We start from the raw sequence: 24,976 nt of genomic DNA, 5'->3' as shown, positions 1-24,976 counted from the left end.
ACGCGTCATCATGCCCCCTATGACGACCGAACCCGAAGCGCTGACCCCTGCCGAGCAACAGCGCGTCAGCGCGGTGCTGGCGGCGGTCAGCACCCGGACCCTGCTCCAGTCGCTCGCGCGGCTGAACGTGCATAATGCCGATGCCGGACTGATCATCGCCGAGCTGCTGGCGCGCTTGCCGGCCGAGCGGGATCCGGTGCCCGTCTAGGATCCGGTCATGCCGATGAAGCGCGTGCCGGCATCGGTCCCTGCGTTGCGTACCTTGAGCGATCCGATCCGCGCGCCGCTTGCCGAGCGGACGACCAGGTCGATGTCGTAATCGCCACATTGTTCGAGCTGGACCAGGTTGTTCATCGGGTTGCCGGCGATCGTGTCCCACACCTCGCCGGTGACGCGCAGGCCGGTGCAGCGGATCGCGCGCAGGAACTGGCCGTTGCGGCGCCCCCTGAGCGTGACGTTGCGCAACGTCACGTTGCTGCAGTCGGTGATGTACGCGGTCGGCCCCTCCTGCGTCGCGGCGCCGAAATCGAGGTCGGCGTTGACGATCGTGACCCGGTCGATGACGCAGCCTTGCGCGACGCCGTCATTCTGCATTGCCAGCGGGCACCCGGTTGGCCCTTGCGTGATCCGGCCCTTGATCCCGGTCAGCGTGATGTTGCGGATGATCGCCTTGCCGGTGGTCTTGCTGGTGTAGAATTTGATGCACGAAAACGCCGCGCTGTTGAGCGTCATCGTCGTCAGCGTGATCCGCTCCATCAGCGCATCGATCGATTCGTGGTTTTCCGAGGTGAACGACAGCGCGTCGTCGCCGCTCTGCACGACGATGTTCGACCCCGTCACGCGCGTGCACGCGCCGAAGAAGTGCAACCCATCCGCCCCCGGCTTGTTGACGCCGGAATAGAGCTGCAGCCCGTTGAGGTGCCCCCCGCTCGAATTCTTGATCTCCATGCCGAAGCCGGTCAGCGGCCCCGCGGTACGCACGCCCATCACCGTGAACCCGTCGGTCGCGACGATCCCGAGCCCCTTGCGAGTCGCCCCCGCCGGATCGGTCGCCGCGCCGACGAACGCCCCGCCGGCGCCGATCACGGTGACGTTCGACAGGCGCCGGCCGGACCGATTGGTCAGGCAGTAATGCGTCCCCACCTGCGGGCCATGATCGTTGTACAGATCGCCCGTGACGACGATCTTGGCGTTGCTGGCATAGCCGAGCCCGGTGCTCGTCAGCCGGTGCCCCCCTGCCGGGATGGTATAGGTGACGCGCGCCGCGGCGGCAGCGTCGAGCGCGGCCTGCAGGGTGGCGGTCATGTCGGGCGAGGCCATGGGTGCTGTCATGGCCGCCGGTAGAGACCGCGGGGTCTTAACGGTTCCCTGCCGACCCGGGGCAACCGAACGCGCGTACATCATTTGATGTATTGGCGGCGACTCCGCGGGAACCGTTAATCTCTTGGCAAAGGTCGCAACCCCCAGATGGCGCCATGCAGACCCCATCGCCATCGCCCGATCGCCGCCAGTTCCTGCGCATGACCGCTGGCTTCTCTGCCGGTGCCTTGCTCGCCGGATGCGGGGGTGGAGGCGGCGGCGACGCGGCCGCCGGCGATACGGCAAGCGCGCCGATCGTCGTCGTCCCCGCCCCCACGCCCGCCTCGCCACCGCCGACCCTGGTCGCGGAGGCGAGCCATCCGCTGAACCTGGCGCTCACGCTGGCCTATGTCGGCGCGCAATATTATGGCTATGCCGCGCGCGGCACCGGCCTGTCCTCGACGCTCACCGCCGGGATCGGCCGCGCGGGGGGAGCGACCGGTGCGCGACAGGCGAATTTCAGCGACCCGCTGATCGCAGCCTATGCCGCCGAGCTCGCCGACGACAAACAGCGCCACGTCGAGCGGCTGCGCACCCAGACGGGCGCGCTCGCCGCGGCACAGCCCGTGGTCGACCTGTCGGGCGGCGCGAACGGTGCCTTTTCGGTGGCGGCGCGCGGATCCGGGATTATCGGTGCGGGCGCGAGTTTCGATCCCTATGCCGGCGACGACCAGTTCCTGCTGGGCGCGTTTCTGGTCGAGAACGCGGTCGCGGCGACCTATCGCACGTTGCTCGGCCAGACCGACGATCCGGCCGTCACGGACATCCTGTCGACCAATCTTGCCGACGCGATCTACCATGGCGGGCTGGTGCGCACGCTGCTCGACGGCAGGGCGACCGCGAACCCGTCGGTCGCCGCCGCGCTGACCGGCGCCTGCACGATGCTGAGCGCGCTCGACGGCAGCAACGTCGGTGATCAGTCGCTGACCGGCGCGACCGGGCTCAGCTCGAACATCCAGGATGCAGAGGGCCGGCCGATCCCGTTCACCCGCGCAACCGCGCAGGTGCTGCGATCGCTGTACCTGTCGAGCAGCGGGATCGGCGGCTTCCTGCCCGCCGGCATCAACGGCGTTGCGGTCTGAGCTCAGGCGGTGGCGCCCTCGCGGGTCGGATCGGCACGGTCCGCCAGCAGCGCCAGCCGCGCGAAATCGTCGACGGTGACCACGCCGCTGCGGATCGTCACCAGATTCTCGCGGCGGAATTGCGAGACGATGCGGTTGACGTGAACCAGGCTCAGTCCGAGCAGCTCGGCCAGCGTGTCTTGGGTCAACGGCATCGGGAACGATCCGTTGTGGACGAAGCCGAGGAACGCCAGCCGCTGATACAGTTCGAGCAGCAGGTGCGACATCCGCTGCCGTGCGCTCTGACAGCCGAGCCTGACGATGTGATCGAGCAGCGCCATCTCCTCGGACCGATCGATCGCCGCCAGCGCCCGGGCAATCCCCGGATAGTCGTCGGGCGTCAGCCGGACCGCCTGCACCATCCGCGCGATGTTGATCGTGCGGACCGGTGTCAGTGCGACCACCGGGTTGAGCGCGAACGGCCGGCGGTCGCCGCGATCGCCCATGAGGTCGCCCGGGACCAGCAGGCTGAGCATCTGCCGCCGCCCGTCGGGGAGGATGCGCGGGCGACAAGCCCAGCCACCGACGATCAGCCGCGGATGCGGGCTGCCGTCCTCGTGCGGGCAGATGCTGGTTCCCGGCGCGTGGACCTTGGGCTGTTCACCCAGCGACAGGACCATCTCGACCTCGAGCGGCGACAGCGTCGCGAGCTTGCGCAGGCGGTGCAGAAGCAGTTCGGTGCTGAGCGTTCGGCCGCTACCGCGTGGGTCGCCCGCATACATGACCTTCAACATCAGTTCGTGTAGTAGCCGCTGTACGACCCCATGAACTGCGCCGGGTCGCCGTAGCCGGACCGGGCGAGCTCGCGCAGGTCGACGCGGCTGAGCGCGACGCCGGTCATGTTCACGCCGAGCGACTGGAGCAGATGGATCGCCATCTCGACCGCCGCATCCGGCGTCTTGCGCCAGCGCACCAGCAACACGGTCGAATCGACCTTCTTGGCGACGAGGCGGCCGTCGACGACGGGCAGCACCGGCGACGCATCGAAGATGACAATGTCGAACCGCGCCTTCAGATCCTCGATCAGCGTATCGAAGCTGCCGTTGCCGAGCGCACTCGAAGCGGACAGCCCGGCGCGCAGCATCGGCAGGATCGTCAGCGTCGAATCGACGTCGGGCAGCAGCGCTTCGTCGAGCGTCGCATCGCCTTCGAGCACCTGCTGCAGACCGACGGTCGGGCGCAGGCCCAGCGCGTTGGCGATGCTGGGGCGCCGCATGTCGGCATCGACCAGCACGACGCTGACCCCGCTCATCGCGACGATCCGGGCGAGACCGATCGACGCCGTGGTCTTGCCTTCGTTCGGCAAGGCCGAGGTCAGCGCGATGGTGCGGACGCTGCCCGAGCCGGCGGCCTGCAGGACGGACGCGGCAAGGTTGCGATACCCCTCCGCATAGGCCGAGCCGCTATGGTCGACGAGCGCGCTGATCGGATCGCTGCCGCCGACGTGGCGGACCGCCGAACCGAGCGTCGGCAGGCCGGCCAGATACGGCAGCTGCAACCGCCCCTCGACATCCTCGAGCGTGCGGATGCCGTGATCGGTGCCCTGCTTCAGGAACACGACGCCCAGACCGATCGCGGTCGCGAGAAGCGCGCCGACGAGCAGGTTGATCGGCAGGTTGGGCGAGGTCGGACGCGTCGGCACCGCGGCGAGGCTGGCGACGCGCGCATCCGACTGGGTCGTCGCCGATTGCGTGCTGATCTCGTTCAACCGGTTGAGCAACTGCGCATAGCTCTGATGCGCGGTCTCCGAGCGCAGCTGCAGCCCGCCGAGCGCGATCGCGGCGACGTTGTTGTTGACGACCTGCGCCCGCGCACCGCCGGCACTGCCCGCGAGCGAACCGGTGCGACGCGACGCGACTTCGCGCTGCGCCTCGAGGTTGGCGATGGTCCGGTTGATCTCACCCTGGATCTGCGTGTCTATATCCGTCAGCTGACGCTGCGCGGCGGCAAGCGGCGGGTATTTGGCGCCGTAGCGACCGCCGAGATCGGCGACCTGCGCGCTGAGCGCCGCGCGCTGGCTGCGCAATTGCTGGATCACCGGCGAGCCGAGCGCCTCGCCCAGATCGTCACCCGAGGATCCGCGCGCGAGCTGGCGGCGCGCGGTCTGCAGCCGTGCGGTGGCTTCGGCTTCGCCCGCACGCGCCAGCGCGACCTGGCCGTCGAGCGACGACAATTGCTGTTCGGCGATCGTGCCGCCCTGGACGCTCATCAGATTGTGCGCGACCTTGTAGCGGCCGAGCGCGCTATCCGCGGCCTCGACCTCGCGACGCGCATGGGCAAGCTGCCCGCGCAACAGAGCGACCGACGTGTCCGATCCCTCGCGCTTGACGACGGTCGACTGCGCGACGAATTCGCGCGCATAGCTGTTGACGACATCGGCGGCGAGCTGCCGGTCCTGATGTTCGAACCCGACGCTGAGCGCAAAGGTCTGCGCGGTACGATGGACGTCGATACCCTGCTGGAGCCGGTCGATCGCCGCATCGCGCCGCGCCGACATGGCGACGGGGGGCGTGTTCGTCGCTAGCATCGGCACCCGGTCGCGGAACGACGGGACGTGCGTCAGGGTCGCGAAACGGTCTGCACCGGCAAGGCCAAGCTGGTCGACGACGCGCGCCGCGAGCGTGCGGCTCTTCAGCAGTTCGACCTGCGTATCGACGCTCGAATCCGCGGCAGGGTCGCTAAGCGCGCTCGTCCGGTCGGACCCGATATCCGCCGGGCGCGGCGCGATCACCAGGGTCGCGGTCGCGGTGTAACGCGGCGTCTGCAACAGCGTGTAGGCCGCGACCGCCAGCATGATGCCGCCGAAAACCAGCAGGAACAGCATCAGATGCCGGCGATAGGTCTTGATGAGATCGAGGATGCCGGTCGACGACGCGGGTCGTTCGTGCGGGACGATCATCGGGCGGACGCCGGTATAAGGCGCAAGTACGCTAGCCATGGGTGCGTCTCCGGTCAGTTCTGAAAGGTGAGCGTCGCGGAGACGCGGTGATCGTCGAAGTTCGTCACCCCGGCGGTGCAGGTGCAGTCGCGCGCGAGGTATCGATAGCCGAGCCGCGCGTTCCAATGGTTGCGCGACAGATAGGTCAGGCCAACATCCGCGTATGGCAGGCTGTCGCGCCGGTTGAGGCCGCGATAGGTGTCGCGGAAATAGCCTCCTTCGACCGAGGCGATGATGTAGCGGCGCAGTTCCTGGTCCGCGCGCAGCGATCCGCCGCGGTGCAGGAAGCCGCCGCTGCCGGGCACGCCGCTGTCCTCGATGCTGCTCTGCGCGGTCGCGGTGATCGTCAGCAGCTTGCTGGGGAAATACACCAGCTTCGCGAGCGTCCCGACCCCCGAGATCGGGCGGATATTCGCCAGATCGAAATTCTGCCGGACGTAACCAACACGAACGTCGCCGCGTAGCAGGTTGGTCAGCTCGAAGCTCGACCCGACATAGACGCCGTAGCCCTTCGAATCGCGCGTGCCGAGGCCGGGCGTGACGAAGCGATAGTCGACCTTGTTGAGCGTGGCGGCGCCATAGACCGAGAACGCCGGGCTGATCGCACGTTCGACGCGCAGCAGGCCCTGGTAGCGGGTACGGTCGCGGTCGCGGGTGAACAGCGTTCCGCCGGCGCGGCTCGGTGTGTCGCTGAACCGCAACCGGGCAACGTCGCCGCGAAAGATCACGCGCGTGCTGGCGCCCTCGATCGTGCCGCCGCCAAAGGCGTTGAACGCGCAATATTCGAGCGGCTTGGCAGCATCGACCGGTGAATCCGCAGCGTACCGCGGGGTGATCAGCGACGCATAGCTGGCGCCGGCGGTCAGGCTGCTCAGCGCGCCAATCGCGACGCTGCCGCGCAGGCCCGCGAGCCCCTCTTCGGTGTTCTCGCTGCCATAGGTCGAATAGCGGCGCAGGTCGCCGCGTGCATAGGCCGCGACCTGATAGGGTCCGGCACTGGTGCGCACGGTGAGTTCGGGCCGGACGACCAGCGCGATATCGTCGCGGCGGTCGTCATTGTTGGCGAACAGATTGGTCGTATAGAGGCCACCGATCGACAGCCCCGGGAACACGTCGAACGCGCCGACGCTCACGCCCTGCGCCGAGAAGGCCGGAAACATACGGTCCGCGACGCCGGTTTCCTGCGACCGCGCAAACACCGATCGCGCGGTGGTGATCGGCGGTTCGTCAGGGACGACGACGGTGATCGGATCCTGCAGCAACTGGGCCGCGGCGGGCGCCGCCGCCATCGTCGCAAGCGCGATCGTCGACACGGCGAGCGCGCGCCGAGTCGGTGCCGATGCCCGGATCAAAACCAGCGCTCCCGGATGCGGATCGTGTCGCCGGGCGCGATCATCGTCGCGGCGGTGATGTCGTAGGTGGCTTCCTCGTCCTTGCCGGCGTGCTTGATCAGGACCTTGTTGGTCTTGGCGCGGTAGGTATAGCCGCCCGCCTGCGCGACCGCGGCTTCGACCGTCAGGCCGTTGGCGAACGGGTATTGGCCGGGCTTGTTGACCTCACCCAGGATATAGAAGGGCCGGGTCGACAGCACTTCGACCGCGACGCGGGGATCCTGCAGATAGCCGTCCGCCAACCGGGTGACGATCCGCGACTGCAACTGCGCCGAGGTCAGCCCGCGGACGTCGACGTTGCCGATCAGCGGCAGCGCGATGAAGCCCGACCCGTCGATCGTGAACTCGCCGCCGAGCGCCGGATCGCCGAACACGACGACGCGGACGCGGTCGCCGCCCGACAGCGCATACGCGTAAGTTGGCAGGGTCGACGACGCCGCGATGGACTGCGTGGCCCCCTCGCGCTGCGCATCCTGACCCGCCGCGGGCGATGCCGCGAGGCCGATCGCCACGCAGGCCCAGACTATTCGTGATGCGAGACGCGCAGGCATAGGTCCTCCATCGGCGCGAAGCACCGGTTGAATGTTCAAACATGGTGACGAACCGGCTGCCCCAATTGGGGTTCAAGACGGTGGCCGGCCGCAGTGCGATCGAACGAACGCACTGCAGGGTGCAGCTCCCAATTCTTACGAACGATCCAATGATGTAGGGACGTTAATCGTTCTTTAACCCACATTCATTTCAGAACCGGTCGCCAAAATCATTGTATCTTTTGATGTTTTTAAGGCCGCGATTGCCAATAGGGCCGCATCGCACCTCTTTTGATTGGCTCGAAGTGGGACGTTTCGCGTTGGCGCGGGAACCCTAGCGAGTGAGTAACCATGATCGAAATCCCCTCCGCCGACGCGGTGCGTCGTCAGTCCCGGCTGCTTCAGGCGATCGACGTCACGCTGGCCTTCCTGCTCGTGCTGGTGCTGTCGCCGGTGATGCTGCTGCTCGGCTTCGCGATCTGGGCGCGCGACGGGCATTCGCCGATCTATGGCCATCGCCGCTACGGCAAGGATGGGCGGACGTTCCTGTGCTACAAGTTCCGCTCGATGGCGCCCGATTCGGACGCGCGCCTCGCGCGGCTGCTGGCCAGCGATCCGGTCGCGCGCGCCGAATGGCACCGCGACCACAAATTGCGCAACGATCCTCGGATCACCGCGATCGGCCGCGTCATCCGCAAGACCAGCCTCGACGAGCTGCCGCAGTTCGTGAACATCCTGCGCGGCGAGATGAGCCTGGTCGGCCCCCGCCCGATCGTCGCCGCCGAAGTCGCGCGCTACGGCCGCCGCTACGTCGATTATTGTTCGATGCTGCCGGGGATCACCGGGATCTGGCAGATCAGCGGTCGCAACGACACCGGCTATCGCCGGCGTGTCGCGATGGACAGCATGATGGCCCGCCGGATGTCACCGCGACTCTATGCGCGGATCCTGGTCGGCACCGCGCGCACCGTGCTGTCGGGCCACGGCGCCTATTGAAGGTCGCGGCGGCCGAGCACGCCGCCATAGACCGTGGCGAACGCGTTCGCGACCGCTTCGGGGGTGGTGCGCGCGATCACGCGGTCGCGGCCGGCGGGCGACTGCGGCTTGCCGTCGAGCAGCGCCGCCTTCATCCGCGCCGCCAGCGCCGCGACGTCGCCGGGCGGCACCAGCCAGGCGTCGTCGGCGATGATCTCGGCGATCCCACCGCTGCGCGCGCCGATCACGGGCACCTGCGCCTGATAGGCCTCCAGCACGGTACGCCCGAGCGGCTCGGCCCATAGGGACGGCGCGACGAGCATGTCGATGCGGTCGAACAGGTCCTTGGGCTTCTGGAAGCCGATGAACTCCACCGGCAGACCGCGCGCGAGTTCCTCATACGGCGCGATCGGCCCCAGCGCCGCGCCGGCGATCAGCAGCCGCCAGCCGCTCGCCGGCAACAGCCGCGCCGCACGGAGCAGCGTGTCGACGCCCTTTTCGGGGCTGATCCGGCCGAGATAGCCGAAGGTGATCGGGCCCGAGAGCGGCGGCTTCGCATAGTCGGCGCCGACCCCGTCGACCTTCGCGGTGTTCCAGATCACGTGCCGCTTCTCGCGCGGAACATGGTCGAAGAAGCCGTATTTCAGATGGCGCGCGAGCACCTCCTCACCCACCGCGGTCACCGCCGAGACGAGCCGCTGGTCGAACTGCTTGGTGAAGGTCAGGACCTTGCACTTCAGATGCCGGTGCGTGCACGGCCCCGTCTCGCGGTACATCGAGCTCGCCGCGCACAGCAGATCGAAATCGCGCAGCGTATGGACGATCGGCACGCCGCGTTTCTTCGCCGCGTGCCAGACGCGGGTAGAGATATCGACCATCGAATGCGTGTTGATCAGGTCGGGCTTGAACGCGTCGATCACCGCGCCGAACCGTCGCTCGATCGCGAAATTCGCCTGTTGCTTGAACTTCGCCCATTCGCGCTGGCGCGGCGTGTGGCTCAGCCAGTCCTCGAGCCAGAAGTCGTTGCCGTGTGGCATGCGAAACACGCGGACGCCGTTGCGGACTTCTTCGACGGCGTCGCCCGGCGTCAGGCAGGCGGCAGCGACGTCCCAGCCGGCCGCGGCCTGTGCCTCGGCGAGCATGCTGACCGAGCGTTCCGCGCCGCCGACGATATGCGGCGGGTACAGGCTCGACAGGTGCAGGATGCGCGGTGGCGCGGTCATGCTGCGGCGCTCGCGGTCAGGACATGATTGTAGAGCGAGTCATACGCGTCGAGCATCCGCGTCGGCGTCACCGCCGCAAGCACGCCGCCGAACGCCGCCGGCTTTGGCAGCGCGTCGCGGCCCTGTTCCATCGCCGTCAGCATCCGTGCGGCGAGCGCCGCCGCGTCGCCGGGTTCGACCAGCCAGTCGTCGCCGACCGCGCCGACCAGATCGGTGATCGCGCCCAGCCGCGCGCCGATCACCGGCACGCCGCGCGCGAACGCCTCGACCACCGTCAGCCCGAACGGCTCGCGCCAGATCGACGGGACGACCAGCAGGTCGATCGAGTCGAGAAACGCACGCGGATCGGTGAAGCCGAGGAAATCGACCGGCAGCCCGTCGGCGAGCGCGCGATAGGCGGCATCCCCCTCCTGCGCGCGCCCGGCGACGCGGAGGCGCCAACCACTCGCCGGCAGCAATCGGCATGCCGCGAGCAGAGTCTCGATGCCCTTTTCGGGCACCAGGCGGCCGAGGAATCCGAACACCATGTCGCCGGTCCGCTCGGGCCGAACATGCCCCGCGGCGACATCGACGGCGTTCCAGATCACGCGCGCACGGTCGTCGCGCAAATTGCGGAACAGTCCGAAGCGGCGATGCTCGTCGAGCACCGGCTGCGACACCGCGGCGACCGCGTCGATCTGGCCCGCGAACCGCGCCTTCCACGCGCCGGTGATCCGGCACGAGGCGTGCAGCGCCTCGCACGACTTGCCGTCGCGAAAGCGCGACGCGCGCGAACAGATCAGGTCGTAATCGTGCAAGGTGTGCACCGACCGCGCGCCGCTCGCCGCGATCGCCGCCCAGATCATCGGCGGCAGCTCGACCATCGAATGCGTGTGGACGATGTCGGGGCGGAACGCCGCGATCGCACGGCCGAAATCCGCCGCGGCGCGGTAATCGACCAATTGGCCGAGCTTGTTGGCGGTGCGCATCGGCCGGGGGCTGGCGAACACGTCCTCCATCCACAGCAGGTTGCGGCTCTGCTGCGGCATCACCGCGACGCCGTGGCGCTCGCCCGCTGCTTGCGCGTCGCGCGTCAGATACGCCGCTGCGACCTGATGCCCGCGCTGTACCTGCGCCTCTGCAAGCATTTCGACGACCTTTTCGGCACCGCCGATGACATGCGGCGGATAGACCGAACTGACGTGCAGGATACGCAAACGCTCAACCCTTCAGGAAACGGCGGGCGGCCGAAGCGGTCAGCTTCAGATAGGCGTCGCCATGCTCACGCGACGGCTCGATCTCGGAGCCCTCGTGCCATTCGTTGAAACTGGTGATCAGCACCCAGTCCGCATCATGGCGGATCGCGGCGTCCCACAAGGTGCGATAGGTCTGCCCGCCGTGCCGCGCGACCGTCGGCCGCGGCTGTGGCCGGCCGGGGACCAGCGTGTCGTCGAACCCCGGGATCACCGTCGCGCAGAACAGCCGATCCGCGATCTGCCGCTTCCACGCCGGATAGGTCCGGTCCGCCCATGCCGTCATCTGCGGCGGCGTCATGCCCTTCACATAGGGCGCGAGGACATAGACGTGGATGCCGTCCATGAACGGCGCCCAGGCCGCGAACTGCGCGGTTTCGCGCGGTGAGATGTCGCCGATCAGGAACGCCCGGCCCGCCGCCTTGCGCCAGTCCTTCGCGGGCAGATCGCGCAGCGCCTGCAGGTACAGGAACAGCACCGGCCGCGCGCGCACGCGCAGCCACGACGGATGATCGCCATAGGCTTTGGTCAGATACGCGATGTCGCGCGCCGCGCCCGCCGCGCCGTCCTTCTGCTGTTCGAGATAGACGGTGACATGCAGCCCCGCGGCCTTGGCCGCGGCGAGGATCGCCGGCATCGCCTTGTCCTCGAACGAATCGATTCCCCACCAGCTGACGATCAGCGCGGTGATACCCGCCGCCTTGGCCTGCGCGACATGGGTCGCGATCACCGCGGGGTCGTGGCTGTCGTACAGGCCAAGCGTCGGGTGGTTGAGCGTCGGGCTTTGCCGCGGCGCTTCGCCATTCGGGCCCCGCCAGTGGAACCAGCGCCCGCTTGTCTTCGGATTGCCGTACCAGGGATAGTAAAAGGCGAGCACCTGCCGCGGGTAGCGTCGCGGAGTTGCTGCAATCGCGGGCGCGCCGGCCAGCGCAAGCCCGCCGCCGATGACGGTGCGCCGCGAGATCACGCCGCCCGCTCCTGCGCGAACGCGGCGGCACGACGGCGTCCGAACGCCGAGAGGACCTGCGCGCGGTTGAGCGCAAGCAGGACGATCTCGATCGTCACGAACAGCAACAGGCGGTTGATCTGCCCCGGCGCGGCGATCGGCCAGAACGACGCCTGCTGCGCGGAGAAATAGATCTGGAGGAACACCCACACCGCGAAGAACAGGCTGAGCGGGAATCCCGAAGCGAAGGCGCGGCGCAGGTAGAGTGCGGCAAACGCCACCAGCATCCCCAGCACGGCCATGATCGCGGCGACGCCCAGATAGCCGAACATCACCAGCGCCAGCGCCTCGGTGCCCATCGTCAGCTGCACCCAGCCCTGGTTCTTGCGGAAACTGTCGGCGAGCTTGGCGGGCGCGTAGCGCTGGATGAAATAATAGGTCTCGACGCCGTTCGCGAACGCCGCCGCGGGTGGCGACGTCGCGTCGAGCGTGTCGAGGTTGCCCTTGACCAGATGCGCGTCCCAGTTCGTCACGCGGCGCGCATCGCGGCTGGCGACGAACCACAATTCGCCCTGCCCCGCGATGCGTTCGCCGACCAGCGTGACGGTGCGGTCGAGCGGCAGGCGACCATAGCCCGAATAGATGTAGAGCGTCGCACCGAGCGCGGCGCACAGCAGCGCGCCGACCGGCACCGCGAGCCGGATCATCGTACCCGCCAGCCTGCCCTGCCGCGAAAGCAGTAGCGGCATCGCGAAGAACGCGACCTCCGCCAGGATCGTGAAGAACTTGTCGCCGAACAGGAAATAGAGTCCGGTCAGCCCGAGGAACGTCAGGATCGCCGCGGTCTTGAGCAGCGGCCGGTATCGCGGCGCGAACGCGATCGCGCCGAGCATCGCGGCGAACAAAAACTTGTTGTCGAGCAGGATCAGGACCAGCCCGCTGCTGTATTCGCGTCGGTACAGGAAGCGGTCGATGCCCGCGAGCAGCGGGAAGCCGCCCTGCAGCCCGTGCAGGAAGGCGAGCCCGCCGAGCGCCATGCACAACAGCACGACCGGCCACGCCAGCAAGGCGACCAAGTCGTCGAGCAGCGGCGAGCGCACATAGGCGAGGAACACGCGCTCGAACCGCCGGAACACGAGCGCAAAAACCAGGAAGAAGATCGCGGTGAAGGCGACGAACGACGCGCTGGCGTCACCCGCTTCACCCAGCCGGTTGACCTCGGGCATGTACGCCCCCGCCTCGATCACCATCAGCGACAGCAAGGTCGCGCCGCGGGTGATCACCAGGGGCAACAGCAGGATCAGCCCCGCCGCACTGATCCGCCCGACCAGCAGCAACAGCGCGCCGAACAGCAGGAGCGACGTCCAGGAGAAGAGCGGGCTGGCGATCGTCGACGCCAGCAACCAGTTGAGCGCCAGCGCCGCCACCAGCGCGACGATACCGCCGAACGGTACGCGCGAGTGCGTCTGATGATCTGTCGCCGCCGAGATGCCGGGGTTTGCGAGAATGGCCATGCCCCCGGTTACGGCGCGCATCTGCGGCCGGGTGCGTCAATTGACGCAAGCGCCACGGCACCGCCGTGGTCAGGCCGGCGCTCGCAGGAGTTCGGACGTGCTTGGCAAGAATATTCTCTCGATGTCCGGGCTCAGCCTGTACCGCAATGCCATCCAGTTCGGGATGAACATTGCGATCGCGGCGTTCGTCCCGCCTGGCGACTATGGTCTGGTCGTGTTCACCACGCCGTTCGTCGTGCTGGTCGCGATGCTGACCGATCTGGGCATGACCAGCGCGATCACGCGCGCGCCGTCGCTGTCGCGGACCGAAGCCGGTGCGGCGATGGGGGCGATGATGCTCGGCGGGCTGGTCTGCGCGGGCCTGCTGGTCGCCGCCGCCTGGCCGCTGGAACGCGCGATCGGCATGGCGGGCCTCGCGCCGGTGATGGCCGCGATGGCGGGAGTCGTGATCCTGTCGATATCGGCGGCGACGCCGCGCGCGATGCTCGAACGCGAGTTGCGCTATGCGCATATCGCGCGGATCGAGGCGATCGCGATCGCCGTGTCCGCCGCGGTCGGGATCTTTGCGGCCTGGCATGGCGGCGGGGTGTGGTCGCTGGTGCTGTACAATTTGCTTGTCCAGTCGCTGCGCCTGGGCGCGTTCTGGTGGACCGCGCGGCGCGACGTTCGCCCCAATCTGGAGTTCGGCCAGCTCGGGCGGTTGTTGTCGTTCGGCGGCTGGGTGCTGGCGAGCAACATCCTCAACTTCCTGTCGCGCAACAGCGACAATCTGCTGATCGGCGCGTCGCTGGGCGCGGCGGCGGTCGGGGTCTACGGATTGTCCTATCAGTTCATGCTGGCGCCGCTGATGGCGATCACCTGGCCGACCAGCGCGATCCTGCTCGCAACGCTGCGCAACGAGGATCCGCACGGGCCGCGCGCGCAGGCGATGGTCCAAAGCGTGCTCTCGGTCACCGCGCTCGTGGTGATGCCGGCGATGCTGTATCTGACGTTCGGGCTGGCCTTCCCGGTCGGCGCGCTGCTGTCGGAGCGCTGGTCGGCGGTGCCGGGGATCGTCGCGTGGCTGGCGCCCGCGGGTGCGCTGCAGGCAATCGCGTCGTACAACGGCGCGCTGCTGATGGTCGCGGGCCGCGCGCGTGCGCAGTTCGTGCTGACGGTCATCAACACCGTGATCCTGGTCGCGACCTTCGTGGTGACCCTGCCCTACGGCCTGACGACCCTCGTCCACGCCTATACGATCGTCATCACGCTGCTGAGCCTCGCCTTCCTTGCGCTGATCGTCGCGCTGACCGGGCTCGGGCTACGCCGGCTGATCGACGCGCTGGCCCCCGCGCTGCTGGCGAGCGGCGTCGGCGTGGCGGCGGTTGCGCTCACCATCGGCACGCACCCCGACAGCTGGCTACGCTGGACCGCGGCGATGGCGATCTACGGCGCCGCGGTGCTCGGCTGCTACGTCGCGTTCCACGTCCATATCCGCGCGACGCTGGCGGTGATGCTCGCGCGGGGCGAGCCCGCCGCGACGGTCACAGGAACGTAGCGGGCAGATAGCGGCCGCCGGCGAACACCGCCTGCGTCTTGGCGGCGCGGACGACGCCGACCGCATAGTCGCGCTTGGCCGCCTGCAGCCGGTCATGGACCAAGGCGACGGTATCCTGCTCGCCCTCGCGTTCGCTGTCGTCGAGGATCAGCGCGAAATCGTCGGGCACTTGGTCGAGCATCGCCAGGATCCCGCTGCGCGACTGCCGCGGGGTGCCGCGCGGGCCGTCGCAGACGATCACGTCGAAGCGGCGATCCGTCTTCACCGCGGCCCAGTCATAGGACAGCACCGTGCGGCGGCCGACGCGCATCGGTTGCAGCGGCGAAACCATGATTTGATGCGTCACCTGCGCGCCGATCCGCGCGGCCCATTCCGCGTCGTTTTCGAGCGTCAGGACGGCACCGACCAACCCCCGCCGCTGCAGCATCGCCCATAGCAGCGTGCTCTGCCCCGCGCCGATGTCGAGCACCGATGCCGGGCGAAACTCGCTGCCGATCCGCAGGATCAGGTACAACAAACTGTAGTTCGCCGCACCACCGGTCGGAAAGAACCGGTCCTCCTCGCCCAGCAGCGCCAGTTCGCGCAGGAACAGGTCGCGGTAGATGACCTCCAGCCCCGGCTCGGGCTGAAACACGCTCGGCCTTCCGGTCAGGTGGCGGAATCGCTGGCGCAGGCTGGTCATGCGGAATCTCCCATGGTGTCAGACGATGAGGGGGGCGGTCGGTCGGCGCGGCGCGAGCATCGCGGTGAGCGCGATCGTCATCGGCCGTTCGATCCAGCGATAGGCGGCGAGCGCGATCAGAATCGCGCCGGCGACCGTGACCAGAACGAGCACCCAGCCAGGCGTATCGCGCACCACCGCCAGCTTCTGCGCGGCCTTCTCCATCGCGATCAGCGCGAACGGGTGGAACAGATACAGCGAATAGGACGCGTCGCCGATCCGCGTGAACGGCACCGCCGCGCGCGGCATACCGGGCTCTGGCCCGAGCAGCGCCGCTGCCAGCACCGCCGCCACCGGCACGCCGGCGAGCAGCACGCGCGGCCAGGCGTTGGCGACGGTCATGCCGACAGGGCCGTCGAAGACATGGCCGGGGTCCGCCAGCAGCACGCCGATCCCGACGGCCGCGATCGCGATACGCAGCGCCTTCGGCAGGACGACATGCCCCGCGACCAGCGCGCCGACGGCAACGCCCAACCCGAAATCGAGGATGATCGGCCGCGTCCAGAACCATAACGCCGCAGGCAGCGGAACCACCTGCCCGACGCCGACCAGCACCGCCAGCACGACCGCGAGGACGACGAGCGCGCGGCGCCGCGGCCACGCCACGACGACCGCCAGCAGCGCATAGAACAGCATCTCGTAATTCAGCGTCCAGCCGAGATCGAACACCGGGAACAGCCCGCCGTCGCCCCGCGTGTCCATCGGCACGAACGCGTAGGATGCGAGGATCGCGGCGGACCCTGGAAACGCGTCGCCGCCCTTCAGCGTCGCCGCGGCGAGCAGCGCCAGGAACAGCGTGGTCACCAGCCAATAGAGCGGGACGATCCGGATCAGCCGTCGCGCGATGAAATCCTTGCGCGCGCCCGGGCGCGCGAACAGCCGGGTCGAGGCATGGACGATGATGAACCCCGAAATCACGAAGAACAGATCGACCCCCGCGCCCCACGGTACCAGCGTCGACCGCACGAACACCTGCGCGCCCGACGCGCCCGACGTGATCGCCGCGCCGACCGCGCTCTGGCTGTGGCCGAACACGACCATCAACGCCGCCACGCCGCGCAGCACCTGCACCGTCCACAGCGTCCCGCGCGGCGCGGGCGCCGCCTGGCTTCGTGTGTGTGGTGCATCCGGCATTTGATCCATGCCGTGTTCGACCACAGCGTCGGCCAGGCGCTTGCGTCAATTGACGCAGTGCACTGCAGCGCCGCCTCCTAGGCAGCGGTTCGCGTAACCCACCCGGGGGCATGATGAAGATTCTCCACCTTGCCGAATCCGCCAAGGGTGGAGTCGGTACCTATCTCGCCGAAATCCTGGGCGACCAGGCGCGGCGCTATGGCAGCGGCAATGTCCGCGCACTGATCCCCAGCCAGCATGCCGCCCACGTCAGTGGCGTCGACCGCCGCCTGCTCGTCACCTGGCGGCGGCAGGACCGTTCGGTGCTCGGTGTATTCCAGTTCGCCGCGGCGATCCGTCGCGAGATCGCGCGCTTCCAGCCGACCGTCGTCCATGCGCATTCGAGCTTCGCGGGCGGTGTCATCCGCCTGCTCTATGGCTGGAAGCGCGCGCCGTTCCGGATCGTCTATTGCCCGCATGGCTGGGCGTTCGACCGCCAGTCTTCGGGGCTCAAGAACCGACTGATCGAACGCATCGAACGCAGCCTTGCGCCAGCCGCCGACCGTATCGTCCTGATCTCCCAGCACGAAGAGCGCGAGGCGATCCGCATCGGCATCGATCCGGCGCGCCTGGCTGTCATCCTCAACGGCATCGACGACCAGCCCGCCGGACGCCCGGCGCGGTGGGACGACGATCGGGTGCGCGTGCTGTTCGTCGGGCGGCTCGACACGCAGAAGGGGTTCGACACGCTGCTCGACGCGGTCGATCCGATCCGCGACCGCGTGTCGGTCCGCGTGATCGGCAAGGCGGTGGCGGGTCCCGCCACGGCGCCGCGCCCGCACAGTCCGCAGGTCGAATATCTCGGCTGGCGGTCGCTCGCCGAGGTCGCGACCGAAATCGCCGCAGCCGACGTCGTCGTCATTCCGTCGCGCTGGGAGGGTTTCGGCCTGGTCGCGCTCGAGGCGATGCGCGGTGGCTGCGCCGTGGTGGCGTCGGCGGTCGGCGGCTTGCGCGAGATCGTCGTCGAGGGGGTCACCGGCCACCTCGTCGCGCCTGACAACCCCGAACGGCTGATGCACGCGCTCAGCCTGCACGATCGCGAAACCTGGCGCACGATGGGCGCGGCGGGGCGCGCGCGCTACGAGGCGGTATTCACCGCGCGTCGCATGAACGACGAGTTGCAGGCGCTGTACGACGATCTCGCGCCGCCGAACGCGCCGGCCCACCCCGGCACCATGGCCGCCGCGCATGCGTAGCGGCCGTGCGATCGTGCTGTCGGACTATATCGGCGGCGAGGGCGCGAACAGCGGTGGCGCAGGCCATGCCGCGCTCGACAGCTACCGCGCGCTGCGCGCAACCGGTGCCGATGTCCGCGTCGTCACCGGGTTCGGCGCCGCCCCGGCGATCGAACCCGATCGCTTCGCGACTCTGGGCGGCGGCGACCTGCGCAACGGCCAGCCGGGCGGCATGCTGAAGGGGATCTACAACCCGCCCGCGCGCACCGCGCTGGCGCACGCGCTGGCCGACGAGGACCCCGACACGACCCTGGTGATCCTCCATCAGTGGACGCGCTATCTGTCGCCGGCCGCGCTGTCGGTCGCGACGCGCTTCCCGACGATGGTGTACATGCACGATTACTTCTGGGCCTGCCCGAACGGGCTCTATTATGACTTCCAGGAGGAACGCCCGTGCGACCGGCGCCCGATGGGCGTGCGGTGCCTGAGCGCTGCCTGCGATCGGCAGGGGCGCGTGACCAAGATCGGACGGGTCGCACGGCAGGCGGTGCGCCAGGCGGCGACCAATGGCCCACCGGCGCGCCGGCTGTTCCTGCATCTGTCCGAACAGGCGCAGCGCACCGCCGCGCCGCTGCTGCCCGGCGAGCGTCATGCGATCCTGTACAACCCGCTGCCGATGCCCGAAGCCGCGGCACCGCCGCCGTCAGAGGCATCGCACGACGTCGGCTATTTCGGCCGGCTGGAAGCCGACAAGGGCGTCGGCCTGCTGGTCGATGCCGTCGACGAACTGGGGCTGACCGGACTCTTCGTCGGCCAAGGATCGGTCGAGCCCAGATTCGCGGATTCACCCGGTATCGACCACCGTGCGTGGCAGCCGCGCGACACGATGATGGCGGCGATGCGATCGTGCCGCGTCGTCGTGCTCCCGTCGCTATGGCATGAGACCTGGGGGCTGATCATCCCCGAGGCGATGGCCGCTGGCGTTCCGGTGCTGGTGTCCTGCCGGGCCGGGTCGGCCGAGCTGGTGCGGCGGTTCGGCGGTGGCGCGACGTTCGATCCCGGCATCGCGGGCGACCTCGCCGCGAAGCTGGCGGCGATGCTCGCGGTTGCGCCGCGGCCGACGCCGATGCGCGACAGCCTGCGCAGCTTCCTGTCGCCCGAACGCCACGCCGCGCGCATCCTCGCATTGGCCGAAAGCCAGTTCGGGCTCGACCTGCGCCCCGCCGGTCGACGGATCAACGCTCGAGCAACCCCGTCAATATGCCTGCAAGCCTGACGCCCGCTGCGGCCCAGGTGAACCGGCCCGCGCGGGCGTGTCCTGCGGCGATCTTTGCATAGCGCAAACCGGGGGATTGCAGCGCCAGCACCGCATCCACCCACTCGCGCGCATCGTCGACGCCGGCATAGACCACCGCGTCGCGGCACACTTCCGGAATCGCGCCTGCGGGTGCGGCGACCACCGGGCAGCCGCACAGCATCGCCTCGACCGGCGGCAGGCCGAAGCCCTCGGTCCGCGACGGATAGAGCAGGCAATGCGCGTGTTCGTACAGCGCGCGCAGATCAGCGTCGTCGATCCCGCCGACGAACATCGCATTGGCCGGCGCGGTCAATCCGGCCGCCTGCAGCGTCGCGCGCGTCGCGCCGATCACCACCAGCGGCAGGCCGGCCAGTTCGGCGCGCGCGAACGCGGCAAAGACGATGGCGACGTTCTTGTACCGCGCCGGCGATCCGAACAGCAGCGCGAAGCCGCCCGTCGCCAGCCCGTGCCGCGCGAGGATCGCGGGGTCGGCGGCGGTTTCGAGGATGTGATCGGCGCCGTTGTGGAGGACGCGCGTCTGCTCGGCGCGGGCAATGCCGAACGTCGCTAGGCTGTCGCGCGCATAGTCGGACACGGTCAGCACGGTCTCGCTGGACCGCGCACCGCGCGGTACGAGCAGGCGGTAGCCCCAGCGCAGCTTGGTCGGATAGCTTTCGGGCGACAGGCGGAACTGCGCGTCGTGCACCATCGTCAACTTGCGCGGGTGGAAGCCGGGGGCAAGGTTGGCGAAGCTGGCCAGCACGCCGCCGCGCGCGACGCGCGGCAGCACGATCTGCTCCCAACCCTGCGTATGGCCGCGCCGCTGCGGCACGGGAACGATCGCGCCGAACCGCGGCGCCCAGTTGACCTTTTCGGGCAACAGCAACCGCATGTCCCAGCGCGCCGGCGCCTCCCCCGCCACCGCGAGGCGATCGAGTTCGCGGATCAGGCGGTCGGCGACACGGCTGACTCCGTTGGTCGCGCCGGCGTAGAATTTTCCGTTGAGGAACAGCCGCGGTCTTTCACCATCCGTCATCAAGCGGCGCGAGCGATCGGAACCGTAGTGGTGGCAACCAAGTCGACGGCAAAGGCGCGGACCGCAGGGCCGATATCGGCACGCGCGAGCGCCAGCGCGAGATTGGCCTGGACGTAGCCCGTCTTGTCGCCGCAGTCGTGCCGCTCGCCATCGAAGGTGACGCCGTGGAACGGCTGCCGACCGATCAGCTGCGACATCGCGTCGGTCAGCTGGATCTCGCCGCCCGCGCCCTTTTCCTGGCGGCCGAGGATGTCCATCACCTCGGGCTGGAGGATGTAGCGGCCCGGAATCATCAGGTTCGACGGCGCCGTCCCGCGTGCGGGCTTTTCGACCAGCGCGGTGACCTCGGTCAGCGCGCCGTCGCGGCGGCCGGGCGAGATGACGCCGTATTTGTCGGTCTCGGCATCGGGCACCGCGAGCGCGCCGACCAAATTGCCGCCGACGCGGTCATAGGCCGCAACCATCTGCGCCAGGAACCCGGGCGTGCCGACCATCAGTTCGTCGGGCAACAGCACCGCGAACGGCTCGTCCCCGACGATGTCGCGCGCGCACCACACCGCATGGCCGAGCCCGAGCGGCTCCTGCTGCCGGACATAGACCGGGCTGCCCGGCTGCATGCGGATGCCCGAGATCGGCGCGAGCGACTTGCCCCGCGCGCGCATCGTATCCTCGAGCTCATAGGCGATGTCGAAATGGTCCTCGATCGCACCCTTGTTGCGCCCGGTGACGAAGATGATCTGCTCGATCCCCGCCTCGATCGCTTCCTCGACCGCGTATTGGATCAGCGGCTTGTCGACGACCGGCAGCATTTCCTTGGGCATTGCCTTGGTGGCGGGCAGGAAGCGCGTGCCGAGCCCCGCCACGGGGAAGATCGCCTTGCGTACCGGTTTCATCGCCAACTCCACGCGTGATTGCATGGCTCCTGATACCGACCTCACCGATCCGCCGCCCATCAAAGGATGGCTTCGCGACCGACCCGACCTGCCAAGCGCGGCCTTCGATTACGAACCGGTGGATATTTATGCGAATTACGATGATCGGCTCGGGCTATGTCGGCCTCGTCTCGGGGGCGTGCTTCGCCGATTTCGGCCACGACGTCGTCTGCGTCGACAAGGATGCGGGCAAGATCGCGGCACTCGAAGCCGGGCGGATGCCGATCTACGAACCCGGCCTGGCGCATCTCGTCGCGCAGAACGTCGCCGCGGGCCGGCTGACCTTCACCACCGAGCTCGCCGCCGCGGTCGCGGGCGCCGATGCGATCTTCATCGCCGTCGGTACGCCGGCGCGGCGCGGCGACGGTCATGCCGATCTGCGCTATGTGATGGCCGCGACCGAGGAGATCGCCGCGACGATCACCGGTCCGACCATCGTCGTGACCAAGTCGACCGTCCCGGTCGGCACCGGCGACCGCGTCGAGGCGATCCTGCGCGAGATGCGCCCCGAGATCGACGTGGCCGTCGTCTCGAACCCCGAATTCCTGCGCGAAGGCGCCGCGATCGACGACTTCAAGCGGCCCGACCGGATCGTCGTCGGCACCAGCGACGCGCGCGCCCGAGAAGTGATGCGTGCGGTGTATCGCCCGTTGTTCATCAACGAATCGCCGATCCTGTTCACCGACCGGCGCACATCCGAATTGACCAAATACGCCGCCAACGCGTTCCTGGCGACCAAGATCACCTTCATCAACGAGATCGCCGACCTGTGCGAGGCGGTCGGTGCGGACGTGCAGGACGTCAGCCGCGGGATCGGGCTCGACAACCGTATCGGCAAGAAATTCCTCCACGCCGGCCCCGGCTATGGCGGATCGTGCTTCCCCAAGGACACGCTCGCGCTGCTCAAGACCGCGGAGGATTACCGCTCGCCGATCCGCATCGTCGAAGCGGTCGTCCAGGTGAACGACAACCGCAAACGCGCGATGGGCCGCAAGGTGCTGGCGGCGCTGGGCGACGAACCCCGCGGCAAGACGGTCGCGCTGCTGGGGCTGACGTTCAAGCCCAACACCGACGACATGCGCGACGCACCCAGCATCGCGATCGCGACGGCGCTGCTCGATGCGGGCGTCCGCGTCCGCGCGTGCGACCCCGAAGGTGTCGCGGCCGCACGCGCGATCATGCCCGACCTGACCTATTGCGACGATGCGTACGATGCCGCGACGGGGGCGGACGCGGTGGTGATCGTGACCGAATGGGACGCGTTCCGCGCGCTCGATCTCGGCCGATTGAAGCGCGTGGTGGCACAGCCGGTGATGGTCGACCTGCGCAACGTCTATCGCCGCGACGTCGTCGAACAGGCGGGGTTCGGCTATATCGCGGTCGGTCGCTGACAGCGCGGCTGGTGTTGCATCAGTCCTTGGGGACGAACCGCGGCGGCCGGTGATCGACCAGCGACTGCAGATGCGCACGATCGGTCAGCGTGATCGTGCCCCCCTGCGCCCCCAGCAATCCCTCGCGCCGCAACACCTGCAGCGTCCGGTTCACATGCACGTTGGTCAGGCCGAGCGTATCGGCGAGCAGCTCCTGCGTCAGCGGGACGGTGAACTGGTCGCTGGCGACGATCCCTGCGAGCTTCAGGCGACCCTGGATTTCGAGGAACCAGTCGATCAACCGCTCCTGCGCGGTCAACCGCCCGAGCCGGATGCTATGCTGGACCAGATAATGCATCTCCAGCGCCGCGCTGAGTGCATAGGCTTCGGCCAGCTCCGTCCCCGCCTGGGCGATGGGCAACGCGCAGGTGACGACTTCGGTCACCGCGACGATCGACGCGGATTCGACCGGCTGCCGATGCGCGCAAACGCCGATCAGGTCGCCGGGAATCAGGAAATTGATGATCTGCCGGCGCCCGTCGCCGAGAATCCGCTGCTGGAACGCCCACCCGCTGACGATCGCGCGAGGCTTGATGAGGTCCCCTTCCCCCACCATCTCGCGCCGCGCAGGCCAGCGACGCTGATCGCGCTCCGCCGTCGCCAGCGCGGTCAGCGTGGCCGCATCGAGCCTGGCAAGCCGGCACAGTCGCGCGCGAAGCGGCGAAACCTTCGGCCGCGGGTCAGTCGAGATCGGCATTGAGACCGCCGCCATTGAGCAGGCTGGACCGTTCGATCGGCAGAAACGCCATCGGCTCGACCTGCGTGGGCAACGGCAAGACGATCGAACATTCCAGCCCGCCGGGTTTGAATTCGAACGAGGTCGTGGCGCCGAATTGATACGGCAGCGCTTCCTCGATCAGATCCTGCCCGAACCCACGCGGGCGCGGCGCGGTCGTCAGCAGGGCGACGCCCGTTTCCTTCCAATGGAAGTGCAACATCGACTGCCCCGCCTCTTCGGTCAGCCACCATTCGATGCGCAACGCGCCGCCGTGGCACAGCGCGCCGAACTTGACCGCGTTGATCGCCAGCTCGTGCAGCGCCAGCCCCATCAGTTCGACCCACTTCGCCGACAACCGGACCGACGGACCGGTGATCGTGCAGTCCGGGCCGTCGGTGCAGTGGACGGTCAGCAACTCGTCGCGGACCATGTCCTCCAGCTCGATACCCCCTGCCGATACGCCGGCGATATCCGTCTGGTACCGGCCAATCGCATCGAGCCGATCCTCGAAATGGAACGCGAACTGGTCCTGCGCGGTTTTGCTGGCAAGCATGCGCCGATAGATCGTCCGGATCACCGCGAGCATGTTACGCACACGGTGCTGGAGCTCATATGTCAACGCGCGTTCACGAACTTCCGCCGCCGCCAGCGCGCGGTGCAGCGACTGGACCTCGTGCATGAGCGCGGTCAGCTGCGCGTCCGCCGACAGCGGTTGTTCGGGATCGCTGGACGGAGTCGTTCGTTCTGGCACAGCTTTGATACTCGTCAACCAACTGCCTATCGCTTAATGGTCAGGTCTATCCGACACAACGCCGCCGTGGATGGAAAGGTTCTTTTCCGGTCCGTTACCGGCAAATCCACGACGTGTGTCCCTGCGCCGTCTCGATATGAACAGCTGTGCAGTGCCATAATCCAAAATCGAATCCCCCAGGGCGGAGAATGCCATGATTGACCAGACGCTCGCGGGTGCCCGAATTTTGGTGGTCGAGGACGAATATTATCTCGCCGACGAAGCCCGGCAGATTTTGTCGCATGTCGGCGCGGATATCATCGGTCCGGTACCGACCGTCGCCCAGGCCAGAGCGGTGATGGACGCCAACACCAGGATCGACGGCGCGCTGCTCGACGTGAATCTGCGCGGCGAGCTGGTGTTCGATCTCGCCGATGCCTTGCAAGCGCGCGCAATTCCGTTCGCGTTCGCGACCGGTTACGACGGCAACGTGCTCCCCGACCGGTTCGCCGAACGGCCGGTGCTCAACAAGCCGGTCCGGCCCGAACATCTGATCGACGCATTCGAACGCCTGATCACGGAAGCGCGCGCCCGCGAATGATCAGGGTGTGTCGGTTGATGCAATTGCCCCGTCGATCAGCGTGCCGAGGGTCTTCAGCAGGCTGCGCATGTCGATCGGCTTCGTGCAGTTCATGACCTCGGGGTAGCGATCGCGGGTCACCGAATCGTGATAGCCGCTGGAAAACACGAACGGCACGCGTCGCGCGGTCAGCGCCTCGGCGACCGGAAACACGAATTCGCCGCCCAGATTGACGTCGAGAACCGCGGCATCGATCCGCGGCTCGTCGGCGACGCGCCGCAACGCCGCCGCCACCGACGGCTCGGGTCCGAGCACCACCGCGCCGACATCCTCGAGCTGTGTCTGCAGGTCCAGCGCCAGCATATATTCGTCTTCGACGAGTAGGATTCGGCAACGTGCCAGATCGGTCATTGCCAGC

Annotated in this window: 24 protein-coding genes; 8 read left to right on the top strand and 16 right to left on the bottom strand. The window is 68.3% G+C overall.

Features of this window, described 5'->3' with window-relative positions; translation table 11 throughout:
- The first annotated feature begins 19 nt into the window (after window positions 1-19).
- Window positions 20-208, top strand: coding sequence for a hypothetical protein (locus tag U1701_RS09480; protein ID WP_332782309.1), 189 nt, complete (start codon window positions 20-22; stop codon window positions 206-208).
- Here U1701_RS09480 and U1701_RS09475 read toward each other — a convergent pair.
- Complete coding sequence (locus U1701_RS09475) at window positions 205-1,332, bottom strand: hypothetical protein (RefSeq protein WP_332782308.1); 1,128 nt, start codon at window positions 1,330-1,332, stop codon at window positions 205-207. The two genes, U1701_RS09480 and U1701_RS09475, sit on opposite strands and share 4 nt — an antisense overlap.
- A 143-nt stretch (window positions 1,333-1,475) precedes the next feature.
- On the opposite strand from U1701_RS09475, the gene U1701_RS09470 reads away from it, so the two are divergent.
- On the top strand, window positions 1,476-2,441 hold the full coding sequence (locus tag U1701_RS09470) for a ferritin-like domain-containing protein (protein ID WP_332782307.1): 966 nt from the start codon (window positions 1,476-1,478) through the stop codon (window positions 2,439-2,441).
- Window positions 2,442-2,443: 2 nt separating this feature from the next.
- Here the strand turns inward: U1701_RS09470 and U1701_RS09465 are convergent, their stop codons facing one another.
- From U1701_RS09465 to U1701_RS09450, 4 genes are read right to left on the bottom strand one after another with little or no spacing between them, the layout of a single operon-like run.
- Window positions 2,444-3,214 carry a Crp/Fnr family transcriptional regulator gene (locus U1701_RS09465; protein ID WP_332782306.1) on the bottom strand — a complete coding sequence of 257 codons (771 nt, stop codon included), beginning with the start codon at window positions 3,212-3,214 and terminating at the stop codon, window positions 2,444-2,446.
- Entirely contained in the window at window positions 3,214-5,418 is a 2,205-nt protein-coding gene (locus U1701_RS09460) for a GumC family protein (RefSeq protein WP_332782305.1), read from the bottom strand. Before U1701_RS09460 ends, U1701_RS09465 begins: the two co-directional genes overlap by 1 nt.
- Window positions 5,419-5,432: 14 nt before the next feature.
- Entirely contained in the window at window positions 5,433-6,770 is a 1,338-nt protein-coding gene (locus U1701_RS09455) for an outer membrane beta-barrel protein (protein ID WP_332782304.1), read from the bottom strand.
- Window positions 6,767-7,360 carry a polysaccharide biosynthesis/export family protein gene (locus tag U1701_RS09450; RefSeq protein WP_332782303.1) on the bottom strand — a complete coding sequence of 198 codons (594 nt, stop codon included), beginning with the start codon at window positions 7,358-7,360 and terminating at the stop codon, window positions 6,767-6,769. The genes U1701_RS09455 and U1701_RS09450 overlap by 4 nt, the downstream gene beginning before the upstream one ends.
- A gap of 330 nt (window positions 7,361-7,690) precedes the next feature.
- Between U1701_RS09450 and U1701_RS09445 the strand changes: the two genes are divergently transcribed.
- The gene (locus U1701_RS09445) at window positions 7,691-8,335 is read left to right on the top strand and encodes a sugar transferase (RefSeq protein ID WP_332782302.1); all 645 of its coding nucleotides are present in this window, start codon (window positions 7,691-7,693) and stop codon (window positions 8,333-8,335) included.
- On the opposite strand, the gene U1701_RS09440 is transcribed toward U1701_RS09445, so the two are convergent.
- Genes U1701_RS09440 through U1701_RS09425 form a run of 4 tightly spaced genes read right to left on the bottom strand, consistent with a single transcriptional unit; the run spans window position 8,329 to window position 13,229 of the window.
- Window positions 8,329-9,537 (bottom strand): glycosyltransferase family 4 protein, encoded by a 1,209-nt coding sequence (locus tag U1701_RS09440; RefSeq protein ID WP_332782301.1) that lies wholly within the window; start codon window positions 9,535-9,537, stop codon window positions 8,329-8,331. The two genes, U1701_RS09445 and U1701_RS09440, sit on opposite strands and share 7 nt — an antisense overlap.
- Window positions 9,534-10,733, bottom strand: a complete 1,200-nt coding sequence (locus tag U1701_RS09435) for a glycosyltransferase family 4 protein (protein WP_332782300.1) — start codon at window positions 10,731-10,733, stop codon at window positions 9,534-9,536. The genes U1701_RS09440 and U1701_RS09435 overlap by 4 nt, the downstream gene beginning before the upstream one ends.
- Window positions 10,734-10,737: 4 nt before the next feature.
- Window positions 10,738-11,736, bottom strand: coding sequence for an endo-1,3-alpha-glucanase family glycosylhydrolase (locus tag U1701_RS09430; protein WP_332782299.1), 999 nt, complete (start codon window positions 11,734-11,736; stop codon window positions 10,738-10,740).
- Window positions 11,733-13,229 (bottom strand): DUF6418 domain-containing protein, encoded by a 1,497-nt coding sequence (locus U1701_RS09425; protein ID WP_332782298.1) that lies wholly within the window; start codon window positions 13,227-13,229, stop codon window positions 11,733-11,735. Before U1701_RS09425 ends, U1701_RS09430 begins: the two co-directional genes overlap by 4 nt.
- Before the next feature lie 97 nt (window positions 13,230-13,326).
- On the opposite strand from U1701_RS09425, the gene U1701_RS09420 reads away from it, so the two are divergent.
- Complete coding sequence (locus U1701_RS09420) at window positions 13,327-14,766, top strand: oligosaccharide flippase family protein (protein WP_332782297.1); 1,440 nt, start codon at window positions 13,327-13,329, stop codon at window positions 14,764-14,766.
- On the opposite strand, the gene U1701_RS09415 is transcribed toward U1701_RS09420, so the two are convergent.
- Window positions 14,753-15,448 carry a small ribosomal subunit Rsm22 family protein gene (locus tag U1701_RS09415; protein WP_332782296.1) on the bottom strand — a complete coding sequence of 232 codons (696 nt, stop codon included), beginning with the start codon at window positions 15,446-15,448 and terminating at the stop codon, window positions 14,753-14,755. The genes U1701_RS09420 and U1701_RS09415 overlap by 14 nt on opposite strands.
- A gap of 18 nt (window positions 15,449-15,466) precedes the next feature.
- Window positions 15,467-16,630 carry an acyltransferase family protein gene (locus U1701_RS09410; protein WP_332782295.1) on the bottom strand — a complete coding sequence of 388 codons (1,164 nt, stop codon included), beginning with the start codon at window positions 16,628-16,630 and terminating at the stop codon, window positions 15,467-15,469.
- Window positions 16,631-16,731: 101 nt separating this feature from the next.
- On the opposite strand from U1701_RS09410, the gene U1701_RS09405 reads away from it, so the two are divergent.
- Window positions 16,732-17,856: a glycosyltransferase gene (locus U1701_RS09405; protein WP_332782294.1), complete on the top strand. Its 1,125-nt coding sequence runs from the start codon at window positions 16,732-16,734 to the stop codon at window positions 17,854-17,856.
- A complete protein-coding gene (locus tag U1701_RS09400) occupies window positions 17,849-19,111 on the top strand; it encodes a glycosyltransferase (RefSeq protein WP_332782293.1) in 1,263 nt (420 codons plus the stop codon). The genes U1701_RS09405 and U1701_RS09400 overlap by 8 nt, the downstream gene beginning before the upstream one ends.
- Here the strand turns inward: U1701_RS09400 and U1701_RS09395 are convergent.
- Both U1701_RS09395 and galU read right to left on the bottom strand, forming a co-directional pair.
- Window positions 19,071-20,168 carry a glycosyltransferase family 4 protein gene (locus U1701_RS09395; protein WP_332782292.1) on the bottom strand — a complete coding sequence of 366 codons (1,098 nt, stop codon included), beginning with the start codon at window positions 20,166-20,168 and terminating at the stop codon, window positions 19,071-19,073. The genes U1701_RS09400 and U1701_RS09395 overlap by 41 nt on opposite strands.
- Window positions 20,168-21,067: a UTP--glucose-1-phosphate uridylyltransferase GalU gene (gene galU, locus U1701_RS09390; protein WP_332782339.1), complete on the bottom strand. Its 900-nt coding sequence runs from the start codon at window positions 21,065-21,067 to the stop codon at window positions 20,168-20,170. Before galU ends, U1701_RS09395 begins: the two co-directional genes overlap by 1 nt.
- A gap of 122 nt (window positions 21,068-21,189) precedes the next feature.
- Here galU and U1701_RS09385 point away from each other — a divergent pair, with 122 nt between their 5' ends.
- Window positions 21,190-22,491, top strand: a complete 1,302-nt coding sequence (locus U1701_RS09385) for a UDP-glucose dehydrogenase family protein (protein ID WP_332782291.1) — start codon at window positions 21,190-21,192, stop codon at window positions 22,489-22,491.
- Window positions 22,492-22,510: 19 nt separating this feature from the next.
- Here the strand turns inward: U1701_RS09385 and U1701_RS09380 are convergent, their stop codons facing one another.
- Window positions 22,511-23,227 (bottom strand): Crp/Fnr family transcriptional regulator, encoded by a 717-nt coding sequence (locus U1701_RS09380; RefSeq protein ID WP_332782290.1) that lies wholly within the window; start codon window positions 23,225-23,227, stop codon window positions 22,511-22,513.
- Window positions 23,211-24,017 (bottom strand): HWE histidine kinase domain-containing protein, encoded by an 807-nt coding sequence (locus U1701_RS09375; protein ID WP_332782289.1) that lies wholly within the window; start codon window positions 24,015-24,017, stop codon window positions 23,211-23,213. Before U1701_RS09375 ends, U1701_RS09380 begins: the two co-directional genes overlap by 17 nt.
- A gap of 175 nt (window positions 24,018-24,192) precedes the next feature.
- Between U1701_RS09375 and U1701_RS09370 the strand changes: the two genes are divergently transcribed.
- A complete protein-coding gene (locus U1701_RS09370) occupies window positions 24,193-24,579 on the top strand; it encodes a response regulator (RefSeq protein ID WP_332782288.1) in 387 nt (128 codons plus the stop codon).
- Here the strand turns inward: U1701_RS09370 and U1701_RS09365 are convergent, their stop codons facing one another.
- Window positions 24,580-24,969: a response regulator gene (locus U1701_RS09365; RefSeq protein WP_332782287.1), complete on the bottom strand. Its 390-nt coding sequence runs from the start codon at window positions 24,967-24,969 to the stop codon at window positions 24,580-24,582.
- Between the last annotated feature and the right edge of the window lie 7 nt (window positions 24,970-24,976).

This window comes from Sphingomonas rhamnosi (assembly GCF_036663615.1).
Classification (GTDB): domain Bacteria; phylum Pseudomonadota; class Alphaproteobacteria; order Sphingomonadales; family Sphingomonadaceae; genus Sphingomonas.
The sequence above is the reverse complement of the archived record's forward strand: the minus strand, read 5'-3'. Positions and strand labels throughout refer to the sequence as shown.